We start from the raw sequence: 23,226 nt of genomic DNA, 5'->3' as shown, positions 1-23,226 counted from the left end.
AGGGTAGAATCCCGGCACCACCTGTTCAGGAATCCTACCGCGGCTCTCTTGGAAACCGTAGGGAAAATCTCACATATCATGTTTATTGCGGATTACACTTAAGTATCAGATCGATAATAGCAACACTGACTCGGAATATCGGTCAATTGTTTCCCCTTCGCCCCACCCCTCGTTCACCCCTGAAGCGATACTAAAGGAATAAGAACCGGCTGGCAGTTTTCGACGATTACCGGATACCGCAGGTATCACCAAATTTGGAGAGCGCGGGCAGCTTGGGCACCCTGACAAATGAATGCTCCAAGCCGCCTTTTTTAAGCTTTGGTAACATGGTCCCCGGAAAGGTCTCTGCGGGCAATGGCATTGCGTGTGTCGATGATGGGCAATCCCATTGCTACCAACGCGTCGTAATCCACGTCATCATGATCAGTCGAAATCAAGATCGCGTCGAAATCTTCCGCTCGGATGTTCTCAAATTCGAGCGATTTCCACCCCAAGAATTCCGGATATTCCCGCATTTTCGGAATGGCTGGCACATGGGGATCATGAAACGCGACCTGAGATCCAGCTTGGTTCAGCAAGGACATCAAACGCACCGACGGGCTTTCGCGCATGTCCGAGACATTCTTCTTATACGCGATACCAATGATCAAAACCCTTGCCCGAGACAACCCAATTCCCAGTTTGCGATCCAGCGTTTCACGCAATCGGGCCACAACATAGTTCGGCATGTTCGAGTTTATCTCGCCCGCCAATTCGATAAATCGCGTCGATAATTCGTATTCGCGTGCTTTCCATGTCAGGTAGAACGGATCAATCGGGATGCAGTGCCCCCCCAATCCTGGACCCGGGAAAAATGGCATAAAGCCGAAAGGTTTGGTCGCCGCGCCGTCGATCACCTCCCATACGTCGATACCCATCGCGTCGAAGATCACTTTCAATTCGTTGACCAGTGCAATGTTCACCGCCCGAAAGATGTTCTCGGTAATTTTGACCGCTTCGGCTGTTTGTGTCGTCGAAACGGGAACCACTGCATCGACGACATTTTCGTAGAACAGCTTGACCAGCTTTCCTGCCTCTTCACCATCCCCGGCAACAATCTTCGGGATTGTGGCAGTGCGGTAATTCTGGTTGCCGGGATCTTCACGCTCGGGCGAGAAACCGACAAAGATGTCCTGCCCCGGGACGTGACCGGATTTCTCAAGGATCGGCGTCAGAACTTCGGCCGTCGTCCCCGGGTATGTCGTCGATTCCAGAACAACCAAAGTACCTGCACTGATGTATTTTGCGATCTGTTCCGTTGTTGCCGTGACATAGGAAAGGTCCGGATCACGGTATTCCGTCAAGGGCGTTGGAACGCAGATGACGATCACATCCATATTGCTAAGGCGTGCGAAATCCGCCGTCCACGCGACCGTGCCAGCGGTCAACAGAGACGCGAGATCTTCGCTGGCCACGGCTTCGATGTAACTTTCTGACACGTTCAGAGCGTCGATTTTTGCCGGATCAATGTCGAAACCTGTAACAGGCATACCCCGTTTGGCCGCTGTCACGGCCAGGGGAAGTCCGACATATCCAAGCCCAATGATACCGACATGGGCGCTTTGGTTTTCCAGCTTCTCCCAAAGGCCCCAGAAACTATCATGCTTCAAAAGATTCTTCCCCATTTTGTCCCCGGGACAAATCATTCCGGGCAAAGGTGTTGGTCAACAGATACTCACGAAGCGCAGCTGTAAACTGAGGTTGGGCCACTTGCGATACTGGTGCGTTTTGATGCTGCCCAAGTGTCGCGAGTGTTCGGTCCATCACATCTGCCAGCTGCGTCTCGTCTTCGGCAACAAACACACCTGGGCGGTCCCCCAGATGCTTTGCTGTCGTAAACTGATGATCGTTGCGCGTTTCACGCAGATGCCCCCGACGCGGCATGACCACAATTGGCTTGCCTTTGCTGAGCGCCGTCAGGATCGATCCCATGCCGGCATGCGAAACGATTAGGTCGGCCTTCGAGAATTTTTCCTCATAGTCCTGAGGTGATATCTTTCCCACAGCTTCAAAGTGTTGCGGAGGATGGTCAGCAATGCCCCGATCGGTGATCTGGCCGAATACCTCTGGCGCACTGCCGTTCCGAGCACACCAGTCATCCATTGCCTTGATCAGCCTTTCGAAGGGCTCGTGCGATCCGATCGTCAAGAAAATCACAGCACCGACCCCAGATAAAAAGGCCCCTCGGGGCGTGCGAGATGTTCCCACTGTGTCAGCCAGAGATCTACATGTTTGCCGATTTTCTGACCGGAAAGGGACAACTCTTCTGCATTCGCCATGCTATCAATCCAGACGGTGCGCGCGCCCAGAAGTCGCCCGATCCGCAATGCAAAATACCCCGGTGCGGCACCTGTGCTGACCACGACATCCGGGCGATAACGAACAAGCAAAAACACGATTTGTGATAGCTGCCTAAAAAGCCGGAGCTTCTGCCAGCGGTTCGCCTCGATCACCGTTGCAAAATCTGGCGGCGTATCCCCGGCTTGCACTGCTTCTCGGCGAAGGACCACCTCGGACCCGGGATCCGTGGTCACATAAGTAACCTGCATACCGCTCCAGGCGGGGCGCAACCGCATGAGCTGCACCCAGTGCCCCCCGGCCGACGAAATTGCCATAACATGCGGCATCTTACTCATTCACTTCTCCGCAACGCGGTCTCTAAACCGATAAACCAACGGCCTGCTTCAGCATCCAGAACATACGCAAAAACCTAAGCCGAAATAACGTGATCACTGTAGCCAAATGCTCGTTCACGCCCCGAAGACGCGACGAACGTAAAACCTTTGGGGTATGCGCAACGGCACTGGCAGGCATCAGGCAAGCACGTGCGAACCACCGTGCGCGACCAAGCAGGCCGGGCCAGCTTTGCTGAGACAAAACAAAGCTTTCGCGGGTCAGGCGTTGCCACTTGCCGCGCAGTGACGGCCAATCAGCGCGACTGGGATGAGAGACCGCCAAATCATCGGCATAAATCAGGCTGAAGCCTTTTTCCCGCGCCCTTATGCACCAGTCATTGTCCTCTGACATTCCGGATCGAAATGGACCGACGGCTTCGAATACCTCCCGTCGGGTGACCAGATTGGCAGTGACCGAGAAACCTTTTTCTTCGACATACGATTTGCAGTTGAAGGCAAAAACCGTCTCAAACCCTTCTGCACCAGTTCGCGGCGGAGGGGTTTCGTCAAAGACATCCACGCGTCCGCCGACAAGGTCGGCTTTCGGGGCAACCCGGCGCGCAGTGGCGACCCAGTCTTTGGCAACTACGCAATCTGCATCAAGAAACAGCAAAAGTGGCGCAGAGGTTTCAGCAACTCCGCGATTGCGCGCTGTCGCCGCGCCTTTTTCGGCCTCAACAACAAAACGAACGTCCGGGAATTGAGTTTCAACTTGTTGCAGCGACTGATCCGAGCCGTTGTCGATGACGACAACCTCAACGTTACGCAGATCGTTTGCCAGTAAGGACTCCAGACACCGGTTCAAACGCGCCACGTCGTTGTAATGCGGTACGATGACCGCCAGATCTATTTCGGTCCGATCAGTATCCATATGGGCTTTCGCTATAATGACATTTGTTCAAAATAACGCCCATTACATTGGTCAATTCCGCCAAATGGCGTTCCGTCACATCTACCTGCTTAACCGTTGTTTTCCCCGCTTCAACCAGCAGCAAGGCGCAATCCACATTTTTCAAAAAGGCGAAATTGTCGTCACTTACCAAAAGCGGCGGCATATCGAACAGCATAATGTCCGGTTTATAGGTCTTCTCGATTTCATCCAGAACCTTGGTCGTAAGCTGGGACTGCAGAACTTCCGCCGAGTTTCCGACAGGCCCGTCATTGATCCCGATGGCCACATTATCACCGATGCGCAGCCCATGTTCGGCAAAGTTCACTTTACCCTCAAAGACGGACTTCATGTTGTGATCGACCTGTAACCCGAGGTGTTTGCCCAGGCTGGTACGACGTAAATCGCAGTCCAGAACCATGGTCCGCAAATCCTGCTGCCGCCCAAAGCTGAAAATCAGGTTGGCCGCAGTCGTGGACTTTCCGCACCCACTGTGAGGAGACACAAGCGCCACCCGCTTCCAACCATGGTTTTGGGCCTGTTGCAAAATGCGTGTACGCAACATGTCGTAGGGCCCCGCATCCTTTCCGCCGGAATACGAAACCATTCTGTTTTTGCGCAAAATCCTGGGGTTGAGATCTGCTTCCGCCAACAGATCCCAGGCCGACTCGCTGTTCTCAAGCAAAGCTGCGACAGGCTTATTGGCCGATTGCGGAACCTCTTCCTTGCCGGTGACGGGGGCCTGATTTTCCTGGCGCTGTATCCGGGCCTTCTCAATGGCGGCTTGTAGCTTTTCCATCTATCCGTCCTTTCGCACCAATACCCAAATTACACCCATCACGCGAAACCCATCTTTTCGATGAACGGAAGGAACATTTCGTCAAGCGGTTGATAATAAACATGAACTGCATAGACCAATGCTGATACCACGATTACTACTGCCGTAAACCAGGCCATCCCGCGTATCCGTGCGCGAACGCGATCCGCTGCAGTCACGATGTTGGGGATGGTCGCTAAAGGTGTTACATTCAGGCGGGTTACCAAATCCTGCGGACGGTGAATGGACTGATCGACGATCATCAACAGGACAACCATGGCAAACCCGGTCATTATGCCCATAAGTGTTCCGCCAGCCGCAATGATCAGCCGGTTGGGCTTACTGGGGTAATCCGGTATCGAAGGCGGCTCGATCACGACCACGCGCTGCCCCTGATTGCCTGCGATGATCTCTTTACTGGCTGCAGCGTCGGCAAGCTTGGCCCGCACATCGGAATACTGAGCCTGAATATTGTCCCGTTCCAGCGTCAATTCTTCCAGTTTGATCGCGTTAATGGGAGTTTGCTCAATTGTTGTAGTCACGGTTGCAAGCTGAATCTGGGCATCCGACTTTTGACGCTCGATGTCGGCGACGCGCGCATCAATGTCAGCCAACTGTGAGTCAAGCAGCGGGTTTCCGGTCGTACCGGGTTTCGTCTGCGGAGTCGGCTGTAGCCGAACCACTTGTTCCAGCTGCCTGATCTTGGCTTCCAGAACTTTCACCTGGGGATGTTCGCTGGAATACAGCGCCATGGCGTCGTTAAGCTGAGACCGCAAGACTCGTAGCTGTTGCTGCTCGGGAGTCAGATTTGGCCCGGCGGGTGTCCCGGCGACTTGCCCCGTAGATTCAAATATCTGGATCAAGCGCACGCGCTGATCTAACAGCACTGACTGATCGCGATCGTATTGCGCCAGCCGATCCTGCAGATTGCGCTGTTGATTCAGCCTTGTATCAAGGCTTTCCGGCAGGGCTTCCAGATTGTTGCTTTTGAAGTCCAGTATACGCGCATTCTGATCCGCCAGCTTTTGACGCAGATCTGCTTCAAGACGCTCGTAGAACTGAAGCTTTTGTGCGGCGTTTTGAATGCCTTCGTCGGCCCCGATCTGCGCAAGGATTTCCAGATATTCCTCAAGCACCCATGCCGCGTGCTCCGGGTCGCGAGCTTCGAAGCTTATGTCCAGGAATGTTGCTTCGCCCCGACGCGCCCGGCTCCAAAGTGTTGTATGGCTGCGCATCCAGTCTTCGATTTCATCCGGGCTTTTTACGTCCTGATCAGGCATCGGACGAACGACATCGGCAATCGTCAGCAGATTGGCCCGAGTCATCAGCTTGCCCTGCGCAATCTGTAGTTGCGCCAGTTCTGGCGCCAACTGCGCAGACGGATCGTCAATTTTAGGACGTTCCACTGCAAGGCGGGCAGCCGATACGTAGGACGGCGGCAAGGTCTGAGCTAGTGTGATCGCCACAGCGGAAATCAGTACCGCCACAATCAGAAAAATCGGCAGCCGCCGCAAAAACAGAGATAAATAGTACCGCACGTCCAACACTTGTCTCAGAACCTCTTACTCAGTAATTTCGGTAACACCCAAATGTGGCATTAACCTGTCCTGCCCTCCGGCATCACGCGATCGCTCGAGTGAAGAAACAGCAGGTCGCTGTTGTCTTTGCCTTGCTCCAACGACAGCCCGCCAAAAAAGACACCGTCCTTGAGAACGGATTTGACTACTCTCAGCGACACGACCTTGGCCTCATCGCTCCAGGCATACATCATCGCGAACTCGCAGAGCTGATTTACAAGCCGGGGCACACCCTGCGTTGCCTGATAGATGGCCTTGCACGCACCAGAAGTGAACTCTTTGCCAGTGCCGCCAGCCGCGACAAGGCGATGCGAGATGTATCCAATCACCGTTTTCTCATCCATACGATCCAGATGGAAGCTGGCGGCGACACGCTGAGCCAGCTGGCGCATGGACGGTGACAAGACCATATCCCTGAGTTCGGGCTGACCCACCAGAATCAATTGAATGAGCTCATCTTTGTTGCTGTTAATATTGGTTAGCATCCGCAGTTCTTCCAGCCCCTCGGCAGAAAGATTCTGTGCCTCGTCAATGATAAGAACGACGCGCCGTCCGGCTGCGTATTCGCTGATCATGAACTCCTGAAAGCGCTGAAACATCGCTACATAGCTTTCTTCGGCATCGAACGGCAAAGAAAGCGCATTCAGCACCCATTGCAACAACTCTCCACGCCCACCTTGGGCGTTGGAAATCAGGCCGATCGTTACCTGTTCGTCATCCACTCGCGAAAGAAGTTTCTGCACCAATGTCGTTTTTCCGGCGCCGATTTCCCCGGTCACAAGCGTGATCGGCGACCGCGACATAATTCCGAACTCCAGAACCGAAAACGCTCGTTTGTGCTGCGCGGACCAATACAGAAAGCTCGGATCCGGAACCAGCGTAAAGGGCCGCTCATTCAGTCCGAAAAACCTTGTATACAACTCATCGGAACTCATCTTGTGATGTCGACTTTCTCCGAACACAACCAAACCTACAGAAAAACATAGCATGAATGTCTAACAAGCATAACCAAAGACCCGCTGGAACCGTGCCCTAGATCAGCTTTCTGGCTGATTCAGTTTATTGATGCAAATTGTCAGGCGGTTGATGCTCGATTTCCGTTCAATACCTAGGCATTGACTGAAATATAGTCAGAAATGGAAACAATACCAGAGCGGGCATTTTTTCAACTCAAGATTCACCGAGCGAGTGGAAACCCTGCCAAAAAGAGATTTCAGTTGAAGCCAGGTTTCGCCTTTGCGGTTTCACCTGAGAATTTTGCACGCATTTAGACAACATGCGCGTCAAAGATCGTCGACCGATGACTCACGGCCCTGGGTCCACGTCGCTCATGCCACAGCTGGCGCGGCCCTCTGCAACAAGATTTGAGAAGGCCCGCAACTTTCTGGCACCCAATTCTTCCACGCGTGAGCCAGCAAGCTCACATCACCCGCTTGCGGTCAAATTGCTGGGCGCCTTCTTTCACGATCCCTCACCAATGAGCCAGAGTCGTTAATTTTCTGTTGCCAAGTGCCGCTAAACCAGTTGCGTGGACAGAATGAACTCAACCTCGGCCTCACTCGGAGATCTTGGGGAAAATCTGAAGGTTAAACAGCGGACGTGGCACGACAGATATCAGCGAAAAGTATCCAAGGATGCGATCACGTTAGATTCAGCCCTTGCTTCGAAACGGGCCCTGAGTCCCCTCCCGGCGCATCAATGAACAGCGCCGAACACAATTACATTCAGCCGAGAAACAATCTCGACTTGAAGACACCTGCATTTTGCGGTAACAATACCTTATTTATCAGCTGCTTAATGAGGTTCCGGAAATTTTTTTTAGAAATGGGTGAAAATTATGGCGACATTCTTGCGGAAAAGCGGACAATACAAAGCAAGATCAGTTTGGTACTTTTTTGAGAGTGATCGTTTGTCGATCAAGTAACGAGTAAAGCCTGAGCGTGCTGTGTGCTCAAGTGCTTGGAGTAAAGTTGGTAATGGCAACACATATGCAAAACTTCGACGCTGCCAAGGATATTGCCTCTCATCGGCATGTTCGCGCGAAGCAGGTCCGCCCACGCACATCCGCGCGATTCTATCGAGACTACCTCAAGCGAGCGCTGGATATCGCATTCATCCTTCTGACAATTCCGATCGCGGTTCCGTTGATCGCCGTGCTGGCGCTGATCGCGTCGCGTGACGGGGCTGCGCCGTTCTACAGGCAGTCCAGAGTCGGCCGTAACGGCGTCACCTTCACCATGTTCAAAATCCGTACAATGGTTAACGACGCCGATGATCGGCTGGAGCGTTACCTGGCAGATAACCCTTCTGCCAGCGTGGAGTGGGATAGCACGCAGAAACTGAAGGACGATCCGCGCATTACGTCCATTGGACACTTCATGCGCCGGTCTTCGCTGGATGAGTTGCCCCAGCTGTGGAACGTTCTGCGAGGAGATATGTCGCTGATTGGCCCGCGCCCGATGATGGTCAGCCAAAAGGCTCTGTATCCCGATCGCGCATATTACGAGATGCGTCCTGGCATAACCGGCCTGTGGCAAGTTTCAGATCGAAATGAAACGACTTTTGCCGACAGAGCAAACTTTGACACGCGCTACTGCGAAACGTTGTCCTTCAAGAATGACCTGCTGATACTGTTCAAAACCGTTGGTGCTGTCTTGCGATGCACCGGGCACTGACCGGGCAAGTCGCCCGTCATGTCGCCTCTGAAAAGAAAGCCAGCCAGTCTGGATGCCGACAAAGGGAGGGTCGGCGAAACACGCAAGGACGACGTAGCACACTAAACAACGAGCCGTATTTTTGCCTCATGTCTCGTCTAGACTACGAAAATATTCTTCACATAGCCCAACTTAGGGTTAAGCTTACAAAACCTTCAACACCCGGGGGAGACGTTATGAAAAAACTCCTTTGCAGCCTTGTCATCACTATGTTGATGGCCACAGGCCTGATGACATCTGACGCTTCTGCGCAAGGATACCGGATCAAGCCCGGCGACATTTTGCAGATCGAAGTTCTCGAGGATGCCAGCCTCAACCGCCAAGCCTTGGTATTGCCTGATGGGTCGATCAACCTTCCGATTGTCGGATCCATTCCAGCTGCCGGGGCTTCCGTCGGCGAACTGCGTGGCACTCTGACCAGTCGTCTGGCGCCAAACTTTGCAGCACCACCAACGGTATTCGTATCCGTAGGCGCTCTGGCGACGCCAACTTTGCAAACGGGCATTGTGAACGGTCGGGACATTTTCATTACTGGTGAAGTCACCATTCCCGGCAAGATTCTCGTATCCAGCAACGCAACAATCCTGCAGGCCATTGCCGAAGCGGGCGGTTTGACCCGGTTTGCAGCAGGGAAACGCATCCAACTGCGTCGTGGAAGCAACGTCTATAACTACAATTACTATACCAATACCGGTAATGTTGCACTTCAGGCAGGTGACGTTATCGTGATCCCGCAACGTAAACTCTTCGAATAACCATCTCGAATAACCATTGCCCAAGAGCAGGGGGCCAAGGTGAACAAAAAACAGTATCTGACTGCGGTGCTGGCAGCAACGACTGCACTTGCATCGGCAACTACAGCAACAGGCCAGTCAGCTCCAGGTACACAGTCAGCCCCCGGTGGGCTGACTTTGACGTATGGGATTAGCTCGGCACTACGCGCAAATGACAACTTCGGTCTGGACACGACCCCCCCGGGGGACACGATCATACTGGATACCACTCTGTCTTTCGGGCTTTTGAAAGAAACGCAGATCGACACTCTGCAATTGGATCTGTCCGGCATTCTTCGACTGGGTGAAGTTCCCGGCCGCACGGAAACCGTCGAATTCGACGATCCGAATGCTTTCCTTGCTTACACCCGTGACGTCGGGAACAGCCGCTTCTCCGGCGATCTCCGCGTTCGTCAGGTTGACCTGAACTTCGACGACCCACTTCGCGAACTGGACCAAATCAACTCGCAAAGCTTGATCATCGACGACGGTACGCGCACGACCAGCACCGCAAATATCTTGTATGAAACGGGTATCAACGATCCTTTCGGCTTTGGTTTCGACCTGCAGTATTTTGATGAACAGTACAAAGACACCACCGATCCCGGTCTGTTCGACAACAATACGTTCCGCTCAAATATCTTTGCGACTTTTGTCTTTTCTCCAGTTACCAACGGTCGGCTGGGCTATGTGTACCTGGACTACGATGGTGACCAGTCCATTCAGGAAGAGCGCGAAGAAAACACAGTTATCTTTGACCTGACCCATGAGATTGACGCGGCCACCAGCTTGGCGGCTTTCCTTGGGTACAAGGAAGTCAATGAAACTGAAGCAATTTTGCCTGCGCGAAGGGAAGATGGGGCGGTTTATGGGGCAACACTCACCCGAGTTCTGAATAACGGGTCTGCCGCGATCGGTTTCGATTCTGATTTGGCAATCACAGGCCGCCGGACAAATGCGGTTGTTTCGCGCTCAATGCTCCTTCCCCGCGGTTCACTTGACGTGTCCCTGGGTGCGTCAAAAGGGGCGACAGGGGATGTCGATCCTATTTACTCGCTTGCTTACACTTATGCCCTCCCCAGGCACGTGTTTAATGCTTCGCTATCACGAGACTTCCGGAACGACTCGCAAGGTGATGATATCCGCGTGACCAGAGCGTCATTAGGGTATCTGGCAACTATCAACTCGATTTCGTTCCTCGACTTCACGGTTGCCTACGCCGCGGTAGACAATGCTGGACCGCCAACACAAGCGGTGACAAATACTGACAACACCACGTTCCGCGCCGCCTATACGCGGTCTCTGACAGAGGATTGGAGCATTTCAGCTGGCTACGAGTACAGACATCGCTTCGAAGAAGGTGTCGGTACCGCCCAGTCCAACGAAATCTTCGTGACCCTGGACCGACTATTCGTTGTTCAGCGCTAACGCGGGGTATTGTTCACAGATCAGTGGGGGTTTGGGGCTCGCCCAGGGTCGACACGCAATTATGATCGCCTAAAAAAAGGCGATCATATAGAGTATAGGTGACTGAAGGAGCGGTTTATCGTTTTTTGGTTATAGAGTAGCGCGACTTTCTGGAATTCCGCGACATGTTCAAATCCGCTCTGTTGATACTGTCCGGAAACGCGTTCGGCTCTGCGATGACTTTCGCGCGCAACCTTTTGGTCGCTCGCCTTGTCAGTGTTGAAGACTATGGTATTGCAGCTACTTTCGCGATCAGCATGGCCATTGTCGAGCTTGCATCCAATCTAGGGCTCCAGCAGCTGATCATTCAGGACAAAGACGGAAACGACGAGGACTTGCAGGCGGGCCTACAGGGCTTTCAGGCCCTGCGAGCCGTTATTTCAGCCGCGTTGCTATTCGTTCTCGCTCATCCCATTGCGCAATTTCTCGGTATTCCTGAAGTTGCGTGGGCTTATCAAGTTCTGGCACTCATTCCCCTGCTGAATGGCTTCACTCATTTCGATATCTACAGGTTGCAGCGCCGTCAGATCTTCAAGCCACTGGTACTAAGCACGTCGCTTCCAGCCTTTCTGTCTGTTTTGATTGTGTGGCCTTTGTTTAAGCAACTCGGCGACTATCGCGTGATGCTGTATGCTGTGCTTTTGCAGGGTGTAACTACGGTTGCTCTTTCGCATTTGATGGCCGAGCGCCGCTACAAGCTTCGACTTGAGGGGCAAAGAATCCGCCATGCCCTAAATTTTGGGTGGCCATTGCTGATCAACAACGTCCTTCTCGTTCTTGTATTTGAAGGTGAGAAAGTGGTCGTGGGTCGAGAGATGGGGATGGCGGATCTGGCTATCTTTGCGATGGGCTTCACTCTGACACTTACGCCCACTCTGATCCTGGCGAAAAGTACCCAGAGCTTTTTCCTACCTCAACTGTCTGCTGTAAAAAGTGAAGATGACAAATTTGGCCACTTGGCCTATGCGACCATGCAGGCCAGCCTTATGAACGGTCTGCTGCCTGCAGGCATCATTCTGGTATTGGGGGCGGTCTTTGTCACATTTGTCTTGGGCGACAAGTACACCCCGTTGATCCCTTACCTCGTCCCGCTCGCGATCCTGCAAGCCGTACGCGTTTTCAAAACCGGAAGCGCCACAGTTGCCCTGGCCAAAGGGCGGACGACCAACGCCATGTTTGCCAATGCATTCCGGGCGCTATCCTTGCCTCTGTCCTGGTACGCGGCCATTCAGGGCGCCGATCTGTTGGTGATCATTGTAATCGCCACAACCGGAGAGGTGCTAGGTTTCGCGACGTCGCTGATTTTGGTGCGCAACCGGCTTGATTTACCTCTGCGGCCAATGGCGATACCTATTTGCGCTGCTTTCCTGCTACTGGCAGCGACGCCAGTGTTGGAAGCAACTCTCAGCGGATTCTCTTTGTTTTGGACATTTGCGGGCGCCAGTATTTTGCTGGTCTGTTGCTGGGCAACCATGAAGGACTTGCGGAACTATGTCGCACGACGAGTGTTTACCCAATATTCCGAATGATCAGATGATCGCCCGCCTCGCCTGAGGAAACGCGTGCACCCCAGCTTTATGACGGGCATTTCGATTCTGGATCATGCCAGCGTAAAGATGTTTTTCTCAGATAACGACCGCACGGGTATCGAGGGAAATCTCACATCCAATCCGCGCAAGCGCGGCAACAATATGCAGCAGTGGCATTACTCTGACGGCTGGGATCGACGGCCGGATCTGACAGGGAATCTGGTGTAGTGAAGCCTGCGCTTTTGGTCGTCTGCCCTTGCAGCGTCAGAATTATCCTCCTTCGGCTGATAGCTAAGGAACCATCCACCAGTCCCGAGCAGGAAGCAAAACAGCACGAATGGGACTTTCCAGAAATGGACCATCCAACCCGCCATAAATAGGCCAAACATCGTAACCAGCCAACCCATCCGGTATTGACGTATGCGTACGTCGGTGAAAGGGCGCCGGATTACCGAAATTACCATGGCCAAAAAGGATCCCAGAAGGAAAACGCCCGCTGGCAATCCGCTCACCATCGCGTAATAAATCCAGAACATGTCAACGCTGTCCGTCATCCAGGCAGGACGCACCCAGTCATTGAAACCAATTCCGAAGATGGGATTGGCAAAGGCGTTTTGCATTCCATATTGAAGGATCAGGATGCGCCCATAGCCGGTCTGAGCGTTTAGTGCGAAGTAACTGATGAATACTTCGACCGGGGTCCGGTTCGAGAGGATGTCGATTGCGATGTACATTATGGTAACCAGTGCGGCCAACCACCACCAACGGTTCTTATGGCGTTTCAGGACAACGTCCCAGCCAATGAGACACATTTGAGCTGTCATCGCCGCCAGCGGTCCTGAGGACAACGAAAAGAAGGCGGTGCCGCTGACCAACGCCGTTCTCCAGATGCGTCCCCAAACACTGGTGCCGTATGAGACGACATAATAAGTCATACCGATCAGAGCGCCGCCATAAACGCCAAAGTGTATTGGATGTTCGAACGGGCCTTGGACACGATCAAATCCCAAACGTTGTTCATGATCGACATCTGGAAATGCCTGGCCGACGTAGCTCCACAGTCGCAGCAGAACATTCTCGGAAGTCAGAGCTTCGATAAGGGCAAAGGGCAACAGCAGAATAAACCCGAAAGCAAGTATTTTCGTGACTTTCTTGAATTGCTCCGGGGTTCTTATAAAAGCCCGGCCAAGCATATAGGAACCCAGAAGTTCGGCCGTGTGAATGCCTGCCCCCTGCCAAACTACGCCTATGCCATGAACAGCAATAATCGCGATGGCCACCCATATGGCCAGCAAGATCATGAGATAGTCAGCCAGAGTACGTCGCCCGGCGTCCCCCCTGGCCCAGGCCCAGATCGCCGGTATAAACAGAAGCAGCACTGCGACCCGGTAGGCCAATAGTTTGAATTGCCCCAACTCGATCGTGAGGGGGACAAGCAGGCTGGCCAGAAAGACAATGATCAGAAAGTTGAGGCGGTTCCCGGCCTTCGCTTTCTCTGGCCTCAGATAGGATCTTTCAAGGTGCGTTACAGACATCTATCAAATGATCTTTTTTCTGCGCGTCAGTATCCGTCCTGCCATTCCCGGCGCCTATGCCAGATTTCGCGCCAGACATCAGCGGCCTCCGGCCGTCGCAAAATACTTAACCCGACCATACGCGACCACGGCCAAAGGCGAAATACGGCTTGACCAATTTTCCGCTGCCATTTCGGGAAATGATGCATGATAAGCGTCATTTTGGCACGCAAGAGCCTCACCATCTTGTCCGAACGCACCTTTTCAGATGCCCCGGCATAGTGGATTATCTTGGCTTCTGGCGTAATTCGCGGCCGCGCTCCTTTCGCACGGGCGCGCAGGCACAGATCGGCCTCTTCTCCGTACATGAAGTATGCCTTATCAAAGCCGCCCAGCTCTTCCCAGAAAGCCCGTTTGATAAGGAAGAAACACCCCGTTACGATATCGACCTCGTACTCGCTGTCGCGATCCCAGCCCGGAATCGCTTCGGGATTGAACAGGCTGCTTTTTCGAAACAGACTTGAAAAGCCCAGCGCCTGACTAATGACGCCCCAAAGCGTCATACGGTTCCAGGCATTAGTCGGGTTGAGAGACAAATCGCCATAAAACGTTTTACCACCCCAGATTCTGGCTTCCGGGCGTTCATCTGCAAACTCCAGCAAGTGGTTGATCGCGTGGTCCAAAACAACCGTATCTGGATTGAGCAACAGAAGATACTCGCCATTCGCCTTCATCGCGGCAAGATTGTTGGCCAGCGCAAATCCGTGATTGTCGGACTCAGCCATCAACTGGATATCCGGAAACTCGTCGGCAATAGCTTGTGCCGATCCATCTGTTGAAGCGTTATCAACGACAATCAACTCGTACGGAACCTGCGTTTGATCCCGAACGGAGCGCAGACATTCCAATGTCATTTCGCGGGTATTGTAGCTGATGACAATAATGGAAACCCGAGGGGATCCGCTGTGATCCGACTGTGTCACTGTTGCACTCATCCAAATTTACTAACACAAGATAACCAACCCTTATATGCAGGTTTTCAGCGTGCTTGTCAGGATTTCCCGCACCTAGTCTGTAAGTTTGTTAAATCGCTAAATCATTGATGAATGGCTGGAAATAATTTCCGCGAATACCGCCCTATCGTTCCGCATCCTGCAAAAGAAAAAGAGCGCTGGAAAACCAGCGCTCTTTGTAATCAACCGAACACGGCCATGGTATCGTCAACGATAACCGGTTGGTCATAGAAATCGGCTTCGTCATCGATGCGGAAATCATGTATTTCCCCATCAAATCCGTTGCCCCACATTGGACCCACGGACCATCCCCATTCACGTCCGCCGGCACCGACGATGTCCAGATCGAGGCTCTGATCGTCCAGCACCATTTGGCCATCGACAAAGACCTGAAGTCGATCCGTATCGGCATCGATAATCACGGTCAGTTGATGCTGATCCGTGTCATTCAGGCCAAGGTCCTCCAGAATAAATCCGTCATGGAACTTTTTGTCGTTGTTCCCAACCTGGATTTCCAGGCCGTCACCAACCAGCGAGACGCCAATTTTCTTGTGGTTCCAGAGCAGTTTTTCCGTTGCGCCATCTGCTGAGTCGCGCTGGAAATCGATCGAGAACGACAGCTGATCAGAGTTTTCGAACTCTTTCAGTCGTCCCAAAAACGCTTTGTCGTTAGAACCATCAAGATACAGCGCCTGATCACCAGATGCCGTTGTGATAACACTGGCATCACCTTTCAAGGCGTTCGACGCCGCCAAAGCATCAAAGTCCATGACGAAGGTGTCGATCTTGTTAACGTCGATTCCAGCAGTACCGGAAGGCGGCGTTGCAGGATCAACCGGCGTTGGGTCCGGATCCGTCGGAACCGGGTCGGTCGTCGCCGTGTCCGTTGGATCTGGATCCGTTGGTATCGGATCCGTTGGTGTCGGGTCCGTTGGTGTCGGGTCCGTTGGTGTCGGGTCCGTCACCGGGACAGTGGGTGTTGTCGGCGGTGTTGGTGTCGGCGTAGGCGTCGTGTTTGACGCCTGACTATCCTCGGGGTGAGCCAACGACGCACCAGCGTTCAACTGATCGATGATGCTGCCCGGCTCCACAACATAGTCGTGATACGGTGTCGAAGCGTTCAACGATTGGTCCGTGAACACATCCCCGTAATAGCCCGCGCCATTCGGATTGGTGTTTTGAACAAGCGCATTGTTTTGAACGTTCCAACCAGATTGACCACCGTACCCGTTGATCTTGGACGTGACGTTCTGATCGATGGTCACATTCGTAGAGCCAGAGGCGATGTTGATCTGTGGCGGCGCAATAGCAGCCCTTGCATCCACAAAACTGGTATCCCCATCCGCGAATGCCAGAGTGTTATTGCTGACAACAAGACCGTTGGTTTCCCCGACAGTGATCCCATGGGGATGCGAATTGTAGATCACGTTGTTTTCAATAGTAACATTTTGGTAGTAAAGGGCCGTATTCCCCTTTTCCGCTTCAATGTTCCGCATGAAAATTGTCTGGGTCCAGGCGCTTTGCCCAACATCGAATGTATTGTCCCGGATGATCACATCCGAGGTCGCCTCGGTTGTGTTGTTGGTCCAGAACTGAATCATATCGCGATGATCGCCCGAGGTGGGGGATGCCTCGAAATCGTGAATATAGTTCTTTTCGATCAGAACGCCTTGTACATCGACAAAGTTCATGCCGTCAGAGCGCAGTGAATGCAGCTCGTTGTTCTGAATGTTAAGGTTCTTACTGTCCGTGAAATGGACACCTTTCCAGAAATCGAAAATTTCGTTTCCGGCCAAGGTGATACCGCTTGAACCATTGACAGTTAAGCCCTTGGCGGCACCGTACCCATTGTCCTCCACAGTCAAACCGCTTGCGACATCCCCATCGAATGTCGAGTTCACTATGGCAATGTTAGAGCTGTTGTTGATCTGAAAGGGTGTATCCCAGATCTTGTCGCCCTGATTAAAGGTATAGTCGAAGGTCACCCCATCAAAGGTGAGGTTCGACGCTCCATTTAGGTTCATTGATGAAAAGCTCGCGGGTTTGCTCGGATCATCTGATACGATCCGAACCTCGGAGTTGAACTGAGTGTTCAAGTTCAAACTCCCGTAGTCTCCGCTAGCCAGGCGGATTTCATCCCCGCCGCTTGCACTTCCTAACGCAGCAGTGAGTTCTGCCGCGGTACTTACGTTATAAACAGTCATCCGTCCTTAGCTCCTGCTCGGATTTCCAGCCCCACTGAATGGTTATGCGGCTTGGAAACAAAGTGCATCATGGGTGATGATTATTCGGCGGATTACGGCAGAAAGGAGCCGATATTGTGAATGATCGGTGGCTAGTTGCTTATCGTAACCGCTTATTTTAACAAAATAGAGACCAATCGGCAGGGTTCCGCCACAAGATTGGCCCCACGACAAGAAACAATCCCACGAATCTTCCTAAGGTGGAATCAGCCTGGCGCGCTGCAACCAAACATTTTTTATCCGGCTCGCTGATCGATTCCATTTCTGGCAGTCCAGAGGAATCGGCATGGCACCCATGACAGAGGTTCTTTTAATTCGAACTGCCGTTTTATTGGCCCAGCAATCGCACAGAACTCCTGCTACGGGGCATGGTCCGCTTCATGCAATCAGTCCCCGGTCATATCAACCGATCGCATGGAAAATGGCTGCGCAGGTACACCCCTTTTGGTTTTCACAGTTGCGCCACCTTTCGATCTTGCATGCGCCCCTCCGAGAACATCAACCTTGCTGCCCATCCGAACCATCCGGCCTTCATGCAACAGTAGAACCTTGTTCGCGGCTTCAATGACGTTTGGGCGATGCGCCATGATGACTACGACACATCCACGGGCGCGCAGTTTCCTTATCGCCGCGACAAGGGCATCATTACCATCGACATCCAAATTCGAATTCGGTTCGTCCAGTACAACGAGTTTTGGCATACCGTAAACGGCGCGCGCCAATCCCAACCCTTGGATTTGCCCGCCTGACAGCGGCTGCGCAGAGGTTCCGATTTGGGTTGCAAAGCCATCAGCCATTTCCAGGACAAGATCATGCACCCCGGCAATACGGGCCGCCTCTGCAATGTCTTCTTCATTTGCGTTCGTACGAAAGCCCGAGATGTTCTGAGCAATTGTTCCCGGCAACATATCCACCTGTTGCGGCAAATACCCGATATGGTGCCCCAACGCACTGGATTGCCATTTGTCGACTGCCTGCCCATCCATCTGTATGTCGCCAGTATCCGGTTGCCATACCCCAACCAGCAATTTCGCCAAACTGGACTTTCCCGCACCACTCTTGCCAATCACGACCAAACCGTCGCCGGGCCCGAGGGAAAACTCGATCTGATCCAGGATACGAGGTCTCGTTGAGTGCGGGCAGCCTTCAGGCGCAGTCTTGCTCAGGTTCTGCACAACGATCCTGGCCTCAGGTATCCCCAGATCTGTCGCAGATGGTTGCTCTACGAACCGATCAAGCGTGTCACACAAGCGTTTATGAGCCTCTGTCGCCCGTCCGATCGAGCGCCATTGACCTATGACCTGATCCATCGGAGCCAACGCACGTCCGGCCAGGATCGAGGCAGCAATTATCGTGCCAAGCGAAATCTCTTGAATGATCGCCAAATACGCGCCGACCGTTAAAAGCGCCGATTGCAGCAGCAACCTGAAGGACTTCGAAAACGCTGCAAAATACTCTGACCTTTCAGCCCCCGCGCGCACATGGAAAAGACTGGCCTTGCGCAAAGTCGACCAATGCCGAACTACGCTTTGCTTTATTCCCAAGCCCGTAACCATATCGGCGTTGCGCCACGTGCGTTGAAGAAATGCCCTTTCGACTTCGTCAGTTTGGGCAGCCCCTTTAATGGAATCTCGGGTCGAGAAACGATTGAAAAGCGCCGCGGCAACCACGATCAGGGCGCCAAGAACGGTCAGCATGCCCAGCCAGGGGTGTATCCAAAAGACAACCACCAGGAAGATGGGAATCCAGGGCAGATCGAACAAACCCAGGATCGCCGGACCGCTGACAAAGCTTCGAACGATCTCGAGATCGCGCAGCGGGCTGTTCGGAAAGGTCTTCTCGTCAATGGCGCTCACGAGCCAGAAATCGCATATCTTCTCACGCAGGTTTTCATCAAGTTTGAAGCTGGCTCGCGACAACAGTCTGGACCGCAGCAATTCGAATAGGCCCAGTAAGGTGAAAAGGATCACCACAATCAGAAAGAGCTGTTTCAGGGTCGAAACTGACCCGCTGGGCAAAACACGATCATAAACCAGAACCAAATAAACCGGGCCCGTTAACATCAGGATGTTGATAAGGGCGCTGAGCAAGCCCACAAGACCCAATGTAGGGCGCATCGCTCTTATGGCCTGACGATAAGGGTTTTGCTGCGGGTCCGCAAAATCCTGATCCACACTTTGCTCGGTCCGAGCCCTATCTTTCACCAACAAACCCACCATCAATACAACAATTCCGGACCAGTCCGTTTCACGGTGCTGACCCTGCTCAAAGAAAATAATGTAAATTATGTACCAAACAGAAACCGGGCGCTACCCAGTGTGTCCGCTCGGGTCAATTCGCGCGAAAATCCGACAGCCTAGGACAAGGGCAAGGCATGAACTTTTGCTTGCGGTTAAGAGGTGCGTTCAGGTCGCTGAGCCAGTGCAATGCAAACAGGTCGATTGGCCAGTTCTCTAGTTCAGAAGACCAGTCAAATAGGCCCCGTACCCATTCTTTGCAAACTTCTCGGCTTCTTGGCTCAACGCTTCGCGACTGATCCATCCCTGTTGGTACGCGATCTCTTCCGGGCAGCCAGTCTGAAGCCCCTGGCGTTCTTCCAGAGTACGGACAAAGTTGCCGGCATCCAAAAGCGAAGCATGGGTGCCAGTGTCCAGCCACGCATATCCCCGCCCCATGGTTTCTACCTGCAACAACCCTTCCTGAAGATAGGATTGCAGCAACTCGGTAATCTCAAGCTCTCCACGCGCTGAAGGTTCTACAGCGCGCGCCCGTTCCGAAGCCGTAGCATCCAGAAAATAGAGACCGGTCACTGCATATCTGGAGGGCGGCACAGCAGGTTTTTCGATGATCTCCCGCGCCCTGCCCTCTTCGTCGAAAGCGACCACGCCATAGCGTTCAGGGTCGGCAACGTGATACCCGAAAACGGTTCCCCCAGTTGGTTTCTCATCCGCTGCCGACATCAGCTGTGGTAACCCGTGACCGAAGAAGATGTTGTCTCCAAGGATCATCGCCGATGGCGCACCGTCCAGAAACTCTTCGGCCAGAATATAGGCCTGTGCCAGACCATCCGGGCTGGGTTGCACCTGATAGCTGAGCTCGACCCCCCATTGCGATCCGTTCCCCAGTGTTTGCTGGAACTGATACTGATCCTGCGGCGTCGTGATGATGCAGATCTCGCGAATCCCTGCCAGCATCAGCACGCTCAGCGGGTAATAGATCATTGGCTTGTCGTAAATCGGCAGCAGCTGTTTGGACAGCCCCATGGTGATCGGGTACAAACGTGTCCCGCTGCCGCCGGCCAGAATGATCCCCTTGCGACCTGTCATCAGATCTCTCCCAAATCTCTTAAAATACTCGTTAAACCAGGCCGCCAATCCGGGCGGTCCAAACCAAAAACCTTTTCGGAGGAACTGCAATCCAAACGTGAATTCAGCGGCCGCCGGGCTGGCGTCGGATAGTCACGTGTCAGAATGTCCGTAACACGACAGTCCATTCCGGTTCGCATAAAAATCTCACGCGCGAAATCGGCCCAACTGATCTCTGGTGTGCCGGAATAGTGGTAGATGCCTGTTTTCCCGGGGTCCGCGATAAGCTGGTTCGCGATTGCCACACAGGCCATTGCAATATCCCTCGCCGGGGTGGGTCCGCCGATCTGATCGGACACTACTGTCAGCTCATCCCGCTCTTTGCTCAACCGCAGCATCGTTTTGATGAAGTTCTTCCCATGAGACGAAACAACCCAGGAGGTCCGCAATATCGCGTAACACCCACCTTGTTCCAACACAGCCTGCTCGCCTTTCAGTTTAGAGCGGCCATAGGCCCCCAAGGGCGCGGTTGCATCTCCAGGCAGCCACCCAGTGTTTTCGCTGCCATCAAACACGTAGTCGGTGGAAATCTGAACCATCGGGATGCCCAGTTCAGCGCAGGTGCTGGCCATGGCACCAGGTGCATCACCGTTTGTAACGGTAGCTTCTGCTTCTTGGTCCTCGGCCCGATCCACGGCTGTGAAAGCAGCGGCGTTGATCACTGCGGTAGGCCGATGCCGTTGAATAGCCTCCGCGCAGGTCGAGGGTCGCGACAAGTCCGCCGCTGCCCGATCCAGACACAAGACGCCGGGATGGTCTGCCAACTCTTGCCCCACCTGGCCTGTCTTGCCGAATACAAGGATCACGCCCTCACTCCCAACCGCTCTCCAACACCATGCCGGTTTTGTAGGGTGCGCCACCAGCTTTCATTGTCCAGATACCACTGTACTGTCTTTTCCAAGCCTTCTTCCAGCGTAACAGACGGGCGCCATCCAAGCTCGGTGCGAATGCGCGTCGGGTCGATCGCGTAACGCAGATCGTGGCCCGGGCGGTCAGCTACGAACGTTATTTGCTCGGAATACGGTCGATCCTTAGGGCGTTTATCGTCGAGAATTGCACAGATCGTCCGCACAAGGTCGATATTGCGGGCCTCATTCTCGCCGCCGATATTATAGGACCTTCCAACCTGACCCTTCCGCAATACTGTCAGCAGCGCGTCCGCGTGATCCTCGACATACAGCCAGTCGCGAACATTCTCGCCCTTGCCGTAGACAGGGATCGGCTGACCGGCCAACGCATTCAGGATTACAACGGGGATGAGTTTTTCCGGGAAGTGGTAAGGTCCATAGTTATTCGAACAATTGGACAGCACAACCGGCAACCCATAAGTCTCGTGCCAGGCGCGCACCAGATGGTCGCTAGCCGCTTTGGACGCGGAATAGGGCGAGCGCGGATCGTATGGTGTTTCCTCGGTGAACACGCCGTTTTCGGCAAGCGAGCCGAACACCTCATCAGTGGATATGTGGTGAAAACGGAAGTCATCAGGCTGTCCCTGAGACCGCCAATACGCGCGCGCCGCTTCAAGTAGTGTATAGGTGCCGGTGACGTTGGTCTCAACAAATGCCCCGGGTCCGTCGATTGAACGGTCTACATGAGATTCCGCGGCAAGGTGCATCACCGCGTCCGGCCGATGCTGAGCAAAGGCACGGTCCATTGCGGGACGATCACAGATATCAGCCTCGACAAATGTATAGCCCGGAGAACCCGAAACACTTGCCACGTTGTCCAGACAGGCAGCATAGGTCAGTGCGTCCAGATTGATGACCTGATGCCCTTCGCCAATGGCCTGACGCACCACAGCTGACCCTATAAATCCAGCCCCTCCGGTCACCAGAAGCTTCACGTCGGGCCCTCCCAGACGAAGGGGCTGTCAAACTCAGCGAAAACCGGGGCGTTGACATCCTTTTCGGACAGGATCGGGTTACCTGTCAGACCCCAATCAACACCGCAACTGTCCCAGCGTACCACGCTGTCACACTCTGGCGCATAATAATCGGAACACTTATAGCAGAGCTCAGTGTTCGGTTCCTGCGTCAGGAACCCGTGCAGGAAGCCTTTTGGCACCAGCAGCTGACGCCCGTTTTCCGCGGATAATTCAACACTGACCCATTTCCCGAAAGTAGGTGAGCCCTTTCGGACGTCCACGGCCACATCCAGTAACCGCCCACGCCCGCAGCGCAACAGTTTATCCTGAGCATGCGGCGGAGCCTGAAAATGTAGTCCGCGCAAGGTGCCCTTCTCTACCGACAATGAGTGGTTGTCCTGTAGAAAATCCAATTCAATTCCTAAATCGGCCAGCGTTTTCTTGTTCCAGCTTTCGCTGAAAAAACCCCGTGCGTCAGAAAACCGCTTCGGCGTGAGAACGATAACGCCCGGTAATGCGGTTTCTTCAATTTTCATTAATTAGGTCCCTTTTCAAAAGTGATTTCAGTCTTAGCAATGGCAAATTCATATGTCACTAGGCCCGACACCCACTGAATTGCCGCTTTGAGGGCATATCCCTTGAAGAACAATAGATTCAGGCGAATTGGGCGATTCTCTCAGATAATTTACGTGAACAGCAGCACTCAGCTTGTCGACAATGAGAGCCGGACTGAGGGAATTGTTTACT

General features: G+C 53.4%; 19 protein-coding genes. 4 read left to right on the top strand and 15 right to left on the bottom strand.

Annotated elements, in window-relative coordinates; genetic code table 11:
- Nucleotides 1–311 precede the first annotated feature (311 nt).
- From AC2TCY_RS03095 to AC2TCY_RS03065, 7 genes are read right to left on the bottom strand one after another with little or no spacing between them, the layout of a single operon-like run.
- Nucleotides 312–1,664 (bottom strand): nucleotide sugar dehydrogenase, encoded by a 1,353-nt coding sequence (locus AC2TCY_RS03095; RefSeq protein WP_480845391.1) that lies wholly within the window; start codon nt 1,662–1,664, stop codon nt 312–314.
- Entirely contained in the window at nt 1,639–2,196 is a 558-nt protein-coding gene (locus AC2TCY_RS03090) for a glycosyltransferase (protein ID WP_480845390.1), read from the bottom strand. Before AC2TCY_RS03090 ends, AC2TCY_RS03095 begins: the two co-directional genes overlap by 26 nt.
- Nucleotides 2,193–2,675 carry a UDP-N-acetylglucosamine--LPS N-acetylglucosamine transferase gene (locus AC2TCY_RS03085; RefSeq protein ID WP_480845389.1) on the bottom strand — a complete coding sequence of 161 codons (483 nt, stop codon included), beginning with the start codon at nt 2,673–2,675 and terminating at the stop codon, nt 2,193–2,195. The genes AC2TCY_RS03090 and AC2TCY_RS03085 overlap by 4 nt, the downstream gene beginning before the upstream one ends.
- Before the next feature lie 22 nt (nt 2,676–2,697).
- The gene (locus tag AC2TCY_RS03080; RefSeq protein WP_480845388.1) at nt 2,698–3,585 is read right to left on the bottom strand and encodes a glycosyltransferase family 2 protein; all 888 of its coding nucleotides are present in this window, start codon (nt 3,583–3,585) and stop codon (nt 2,698–2,700) included.
- The gene (locus AC2TCY_RS03075; protein ID WP_480845387.1) at nt 3,575–4,402 is read right to left on the bottom strand and encodes a CpsD/CapB family tyrosine-protein kinase; all 828 of its coding nucleotides are present in this window, start codon (nt 4,400–4,402) and stop codon (nt 3,575–3,577) included. The genes AC2TCY_RS03080 and AC2TCY_RS03075 overlap by 11 nt, the downstream gene beginning before the upstream one ends.
- Before the next feature lie 38 nt (nt 4,403–4,440).
- Nucleotides 4,441–5,958, bottom strand: a complete 1,518-nt coding sequence (locus tag AC2TCY_RS03070; protein WP_480845386.1) for a GumC family protein — start codon at nt 5,956–5,958, stop codon at nt 4,441–4,443.
- A 59-nt stretch (nt 5,959–6,017) separates the two neighbouring features.
- Nucleotides 6,018–6,800 (bottom strand): ExeA family protein, encoded by a 783-nt coding sequence (locus AC2TCY_RS03065; protein ID WP_480845384.1) that lies wholly within the window; start codon nt 6,798–6,800, stop codon nt 6,018–6,020.
- A 1,173-nt stretch (nt 6,801–7,973) separates the two neighbouring features.
- Here AC2TCY_RS03065 and AC2TCY_RS03060 point away from each other — a divergent pair.
- The 4 genes from AC2TCY_RS03060 to AC2TCY_RS03045 all read left to right on the top strand — a co-directional run bounded on the left by AC2TCY_RS03060 (nt 7,974) and on the right by AC2TCY_RS03045 (nt 12,480).
- Nucleotides 7,974–8,672 (top strand): sugar transferase, encoded by a 699-nt coding sequence (locus tag AC2TCY_RS03060; RefSeq protein WP_480845383.1) that lies wholly within the window; start codon nt 7,974–7,976, stop codon nt 8,670–8,672.
- Nucleotides 8,673–8,887: 215 nt separating this feature from the next.
- Nucleotides 8,888–9,466 (top strand): polysaccharide biosynthesis/export family protein, encoded by a 579-nt coding sequence (locus AC2TCY_RS03055; RefSeq protein ID WP_480845382.1) that lies wholly within the window; start codon nt 8,888–8,890, stop codon nt 9,464–9,466.
- A gap of 39 nt (nt 9,467–9,505) precedes the next feature.
- On the top strand, nt 9,506–10,912 hold the full coding sequence (locus tag AC2TCY_RS03050; RefSeq protein ID WP_480845381.1) for a porin family protein: 1,407 nt from the start codon (nt 9,506–9,508) through the stop codon (nt 10,910–10,912).
- Nucleotides 10,913–11,076: 164 nt separating this feature from the next.
- Nucleotides 11,077–12,480 carry an oligosaccharide flippase family protein gene (locus AC2TCY_RS03045; protein WP_480845380.1) on the top strand — a complete coding sequence of 468 codons (1,404 nt, stop codon included), beginning with the start codon at nt 11,077–11,079 and terminating at the stop codon, nt 12,478–12,480.
- Nucleotides 12,481–12,656: 176 nt separating this feature from the next.
- Here AC2TCY_RS03045 and AC2TCY_RS03040 read toward each other — a convergent pair whose 3' ends face one another.
- The 8 genes from AC2TCY_RS03040 to rfbC form a co-directional block, all read right to left on the bottom strand.
- Nucleotides 12,657–14,015 (bottom strand): O-antigen ligase family protein, encoded by a 1,359-nt coding sequence (locus AC2TCY_RS03040; protein WP_480845379.1) that lies wholly within the window; start codon nt 14,013–14,015, stop codon nt 12,657–12,659.
- Between the two features lie 26 nt (nt 14,016–14,041).
- On the bottom strand, nt 14,042–14,977 hold the full coding sequence (locus AC2TCY_RS03035; RefSeq protein ID WP_480845378.1) for a glycosyltransferase family 2 protein: 936 nt from the start codon (nt 14,975–14,977) through the stop codon (nt 14,042–14,044).
- 212 nt (nt 14,978–15,189) lie between these two features.
- On the bottom strand, nt 15,190–17,211 hold the full coding sequence (locus tag AC2TCY_RS03030; protein WP_480845377.1) for a right-handed parallel beta-helix repeat-containing protein: 2,022 nt from the start codon (nt 17,209–17,211) through the stop codon (nt 15,190–15,192).
- A 425-nt stretch (nt 17,212–17,636) separates the two neighbouring features.
- Complete coding sequence (locus tag AC2TCY_RS03025; protein ID WP_480845376.1) at nt 17,637–19,469, bottom strand: type I secretion system permease/ATPase; 1,833 nt, start codon at nt 19,467–19,469, stop codon at nt 17,637–17,639.
- Between the two features lie 234 nt (nt 19,470–19,703).
- Complete coding sequence (rfbA, locus tag AC2TCY_RS03020) at nt 19,704–20,576, bottom strand: glucose-1-phosphate thymidylyltransferase RfbA (RefSeq protein ID WP_480845374.1); 873 nt, start codon at nt 20,574–20,576, stop codon at nt 19,704–19,706.
- Entirely contained in the window at nt 20,576–21,421 is an 846-nt protein-coding gene (gene rfbD, locus AC2TCY_RS03015) for a dTDP-4-dehydrorhamnose reductase (RefSeq protein WP_480845373.1), read from the bottom strand. Before rfbD ends, rfbA begins: the two co-directional genes overlap by 1 nt.
- Nucleotides 21,418–22,458 carry a dTDP-glucose 4,6-dehydratase gene (gene rfbB, locus AC2TCY_RS03010; RefSeq protein WP_480845372.1) on the bottom strand — a complete coding sequence of 347 codons (1,041 nt, stop codon included), beginning with the start codon at nt 22,456–22,458 and terminating at the stop codon, nt 21,418–21,420. Before rfbB ends, rfbD begins: the two co-directional genes overlap by 4 nt.
- Nucleotides 22,455–23,015, bottom strand: a complete 561-nt coding sequence (rfbC, locus tag AC2TCY_RS03005; protein WP_480845370.1) for a dTDP-4-dehydrorhamnose 3,5-epimerase — start codon at nt 23,013–23,015, stop codon at nt 22,455–22,457. The genes rfbB and rfbC overlap by 4 nt, the downstream gene beginning before the upstream one ends.
- Between the last annotated feature and the right edge of the window lie 211 nt (nt 23,016–23,226).

It is taken from the genome of Ruegeria sp. HKCCD7181 (assembly GCF_057221055.1).
This window is presented reverse-complemented; position numbering and strand designations above follow the sequence as displayed.

Coding starts and splice junctions, on each gene's coding strand:
- AC2TCY_RS03095 (WP_480845391.1), bottom strand. CDS start 1,664: ATGGGGAAGAATCTTTTGAAGCATGATAGTTTCTGGGGCCTTTGGGAG.
- AC2TCY_RS03085 (WP_480845389.1), bottom strand. CDS start 2,675: ATGAGTAAGATGCCGCATGTTATGGCAATTTCGTCGGCCGGGGGGCAC.
- AC2TCY_RS03080 (WP_480845388.1), bottom strand. CDS start 3,585: ATGGATACTGATCGGACCGAAATAGATCTGGCGGTCATCGTACCGCAT.
- AC2TCY_RS03075 (WP_480845387.1), bottom strand. CDS start 4,402: ATGGAAAAGCTACAAGCCGCCATTGAGAAGGCCCGGATACAGCGCCAG.
- AC2TCY_RS03065 (WP_480845384.1), bottom strand. CDS start 6,800: ATGTCGCGGTCGCCGATCACGCTTGTGACCGGGGAAATCGGCGCCGGA.
- AC2TCY_RS03060 (WP_480845383.1), top strand. CDS start 7,974: ATGGCAACACATATGCAAAACTTCGACGCTGCCAAGGATATTGCCTCT.
- AC2TCY_RS03055 (WP_480845382.1), top strand. CDS start 8,888: ATGAAAAAACTCCTTTGCAGCCTTGTCATCACTATGTTGATGGCCACA.
- AC2TCY_RS03045 (WP_480845380.1), top strand. CDS start 11,077: ATGTTCAAATCCGCTCTGTTGATACTGTCCGGAAACGCGTTCGGCTCT.
- AC2TCY_RS03040 (WP_480845379.1), bottom strand. CDS start 14,015: ATGTCTGTAACGCACCTTGAAAGATCCTATCTGAGGCCAGAGAAAGCG.
- AC2TCY_RS03030 (WP_480845377.1), bottom strand. CDS start 17,211: ATGACTGTTTATAACGTAAGTACCGCGGCAGAACTCACTGCTGCGTTA.
- AC2TCY_RS03025 (WP_480845376.1), bottom strand. CDS start 19,469: ATGGTGGGTTTGTTGGTGAAAGATAGGGCTCGGACCGAGCAAAGTGTG.
- rfbA (WP_480845374.1), bottom strand. CDS start 20,576: ATGACAGGTCGCAAGGGGATCATTCTGGCCGGCGGCAGCGGGACACGT.
- rfbC (WP_480845370.1), bottom strand. CDS start 23,015: ATGAAAATTGAAGAAACCGCATTACCGGGCGTTATCGTTCTCACGCCG.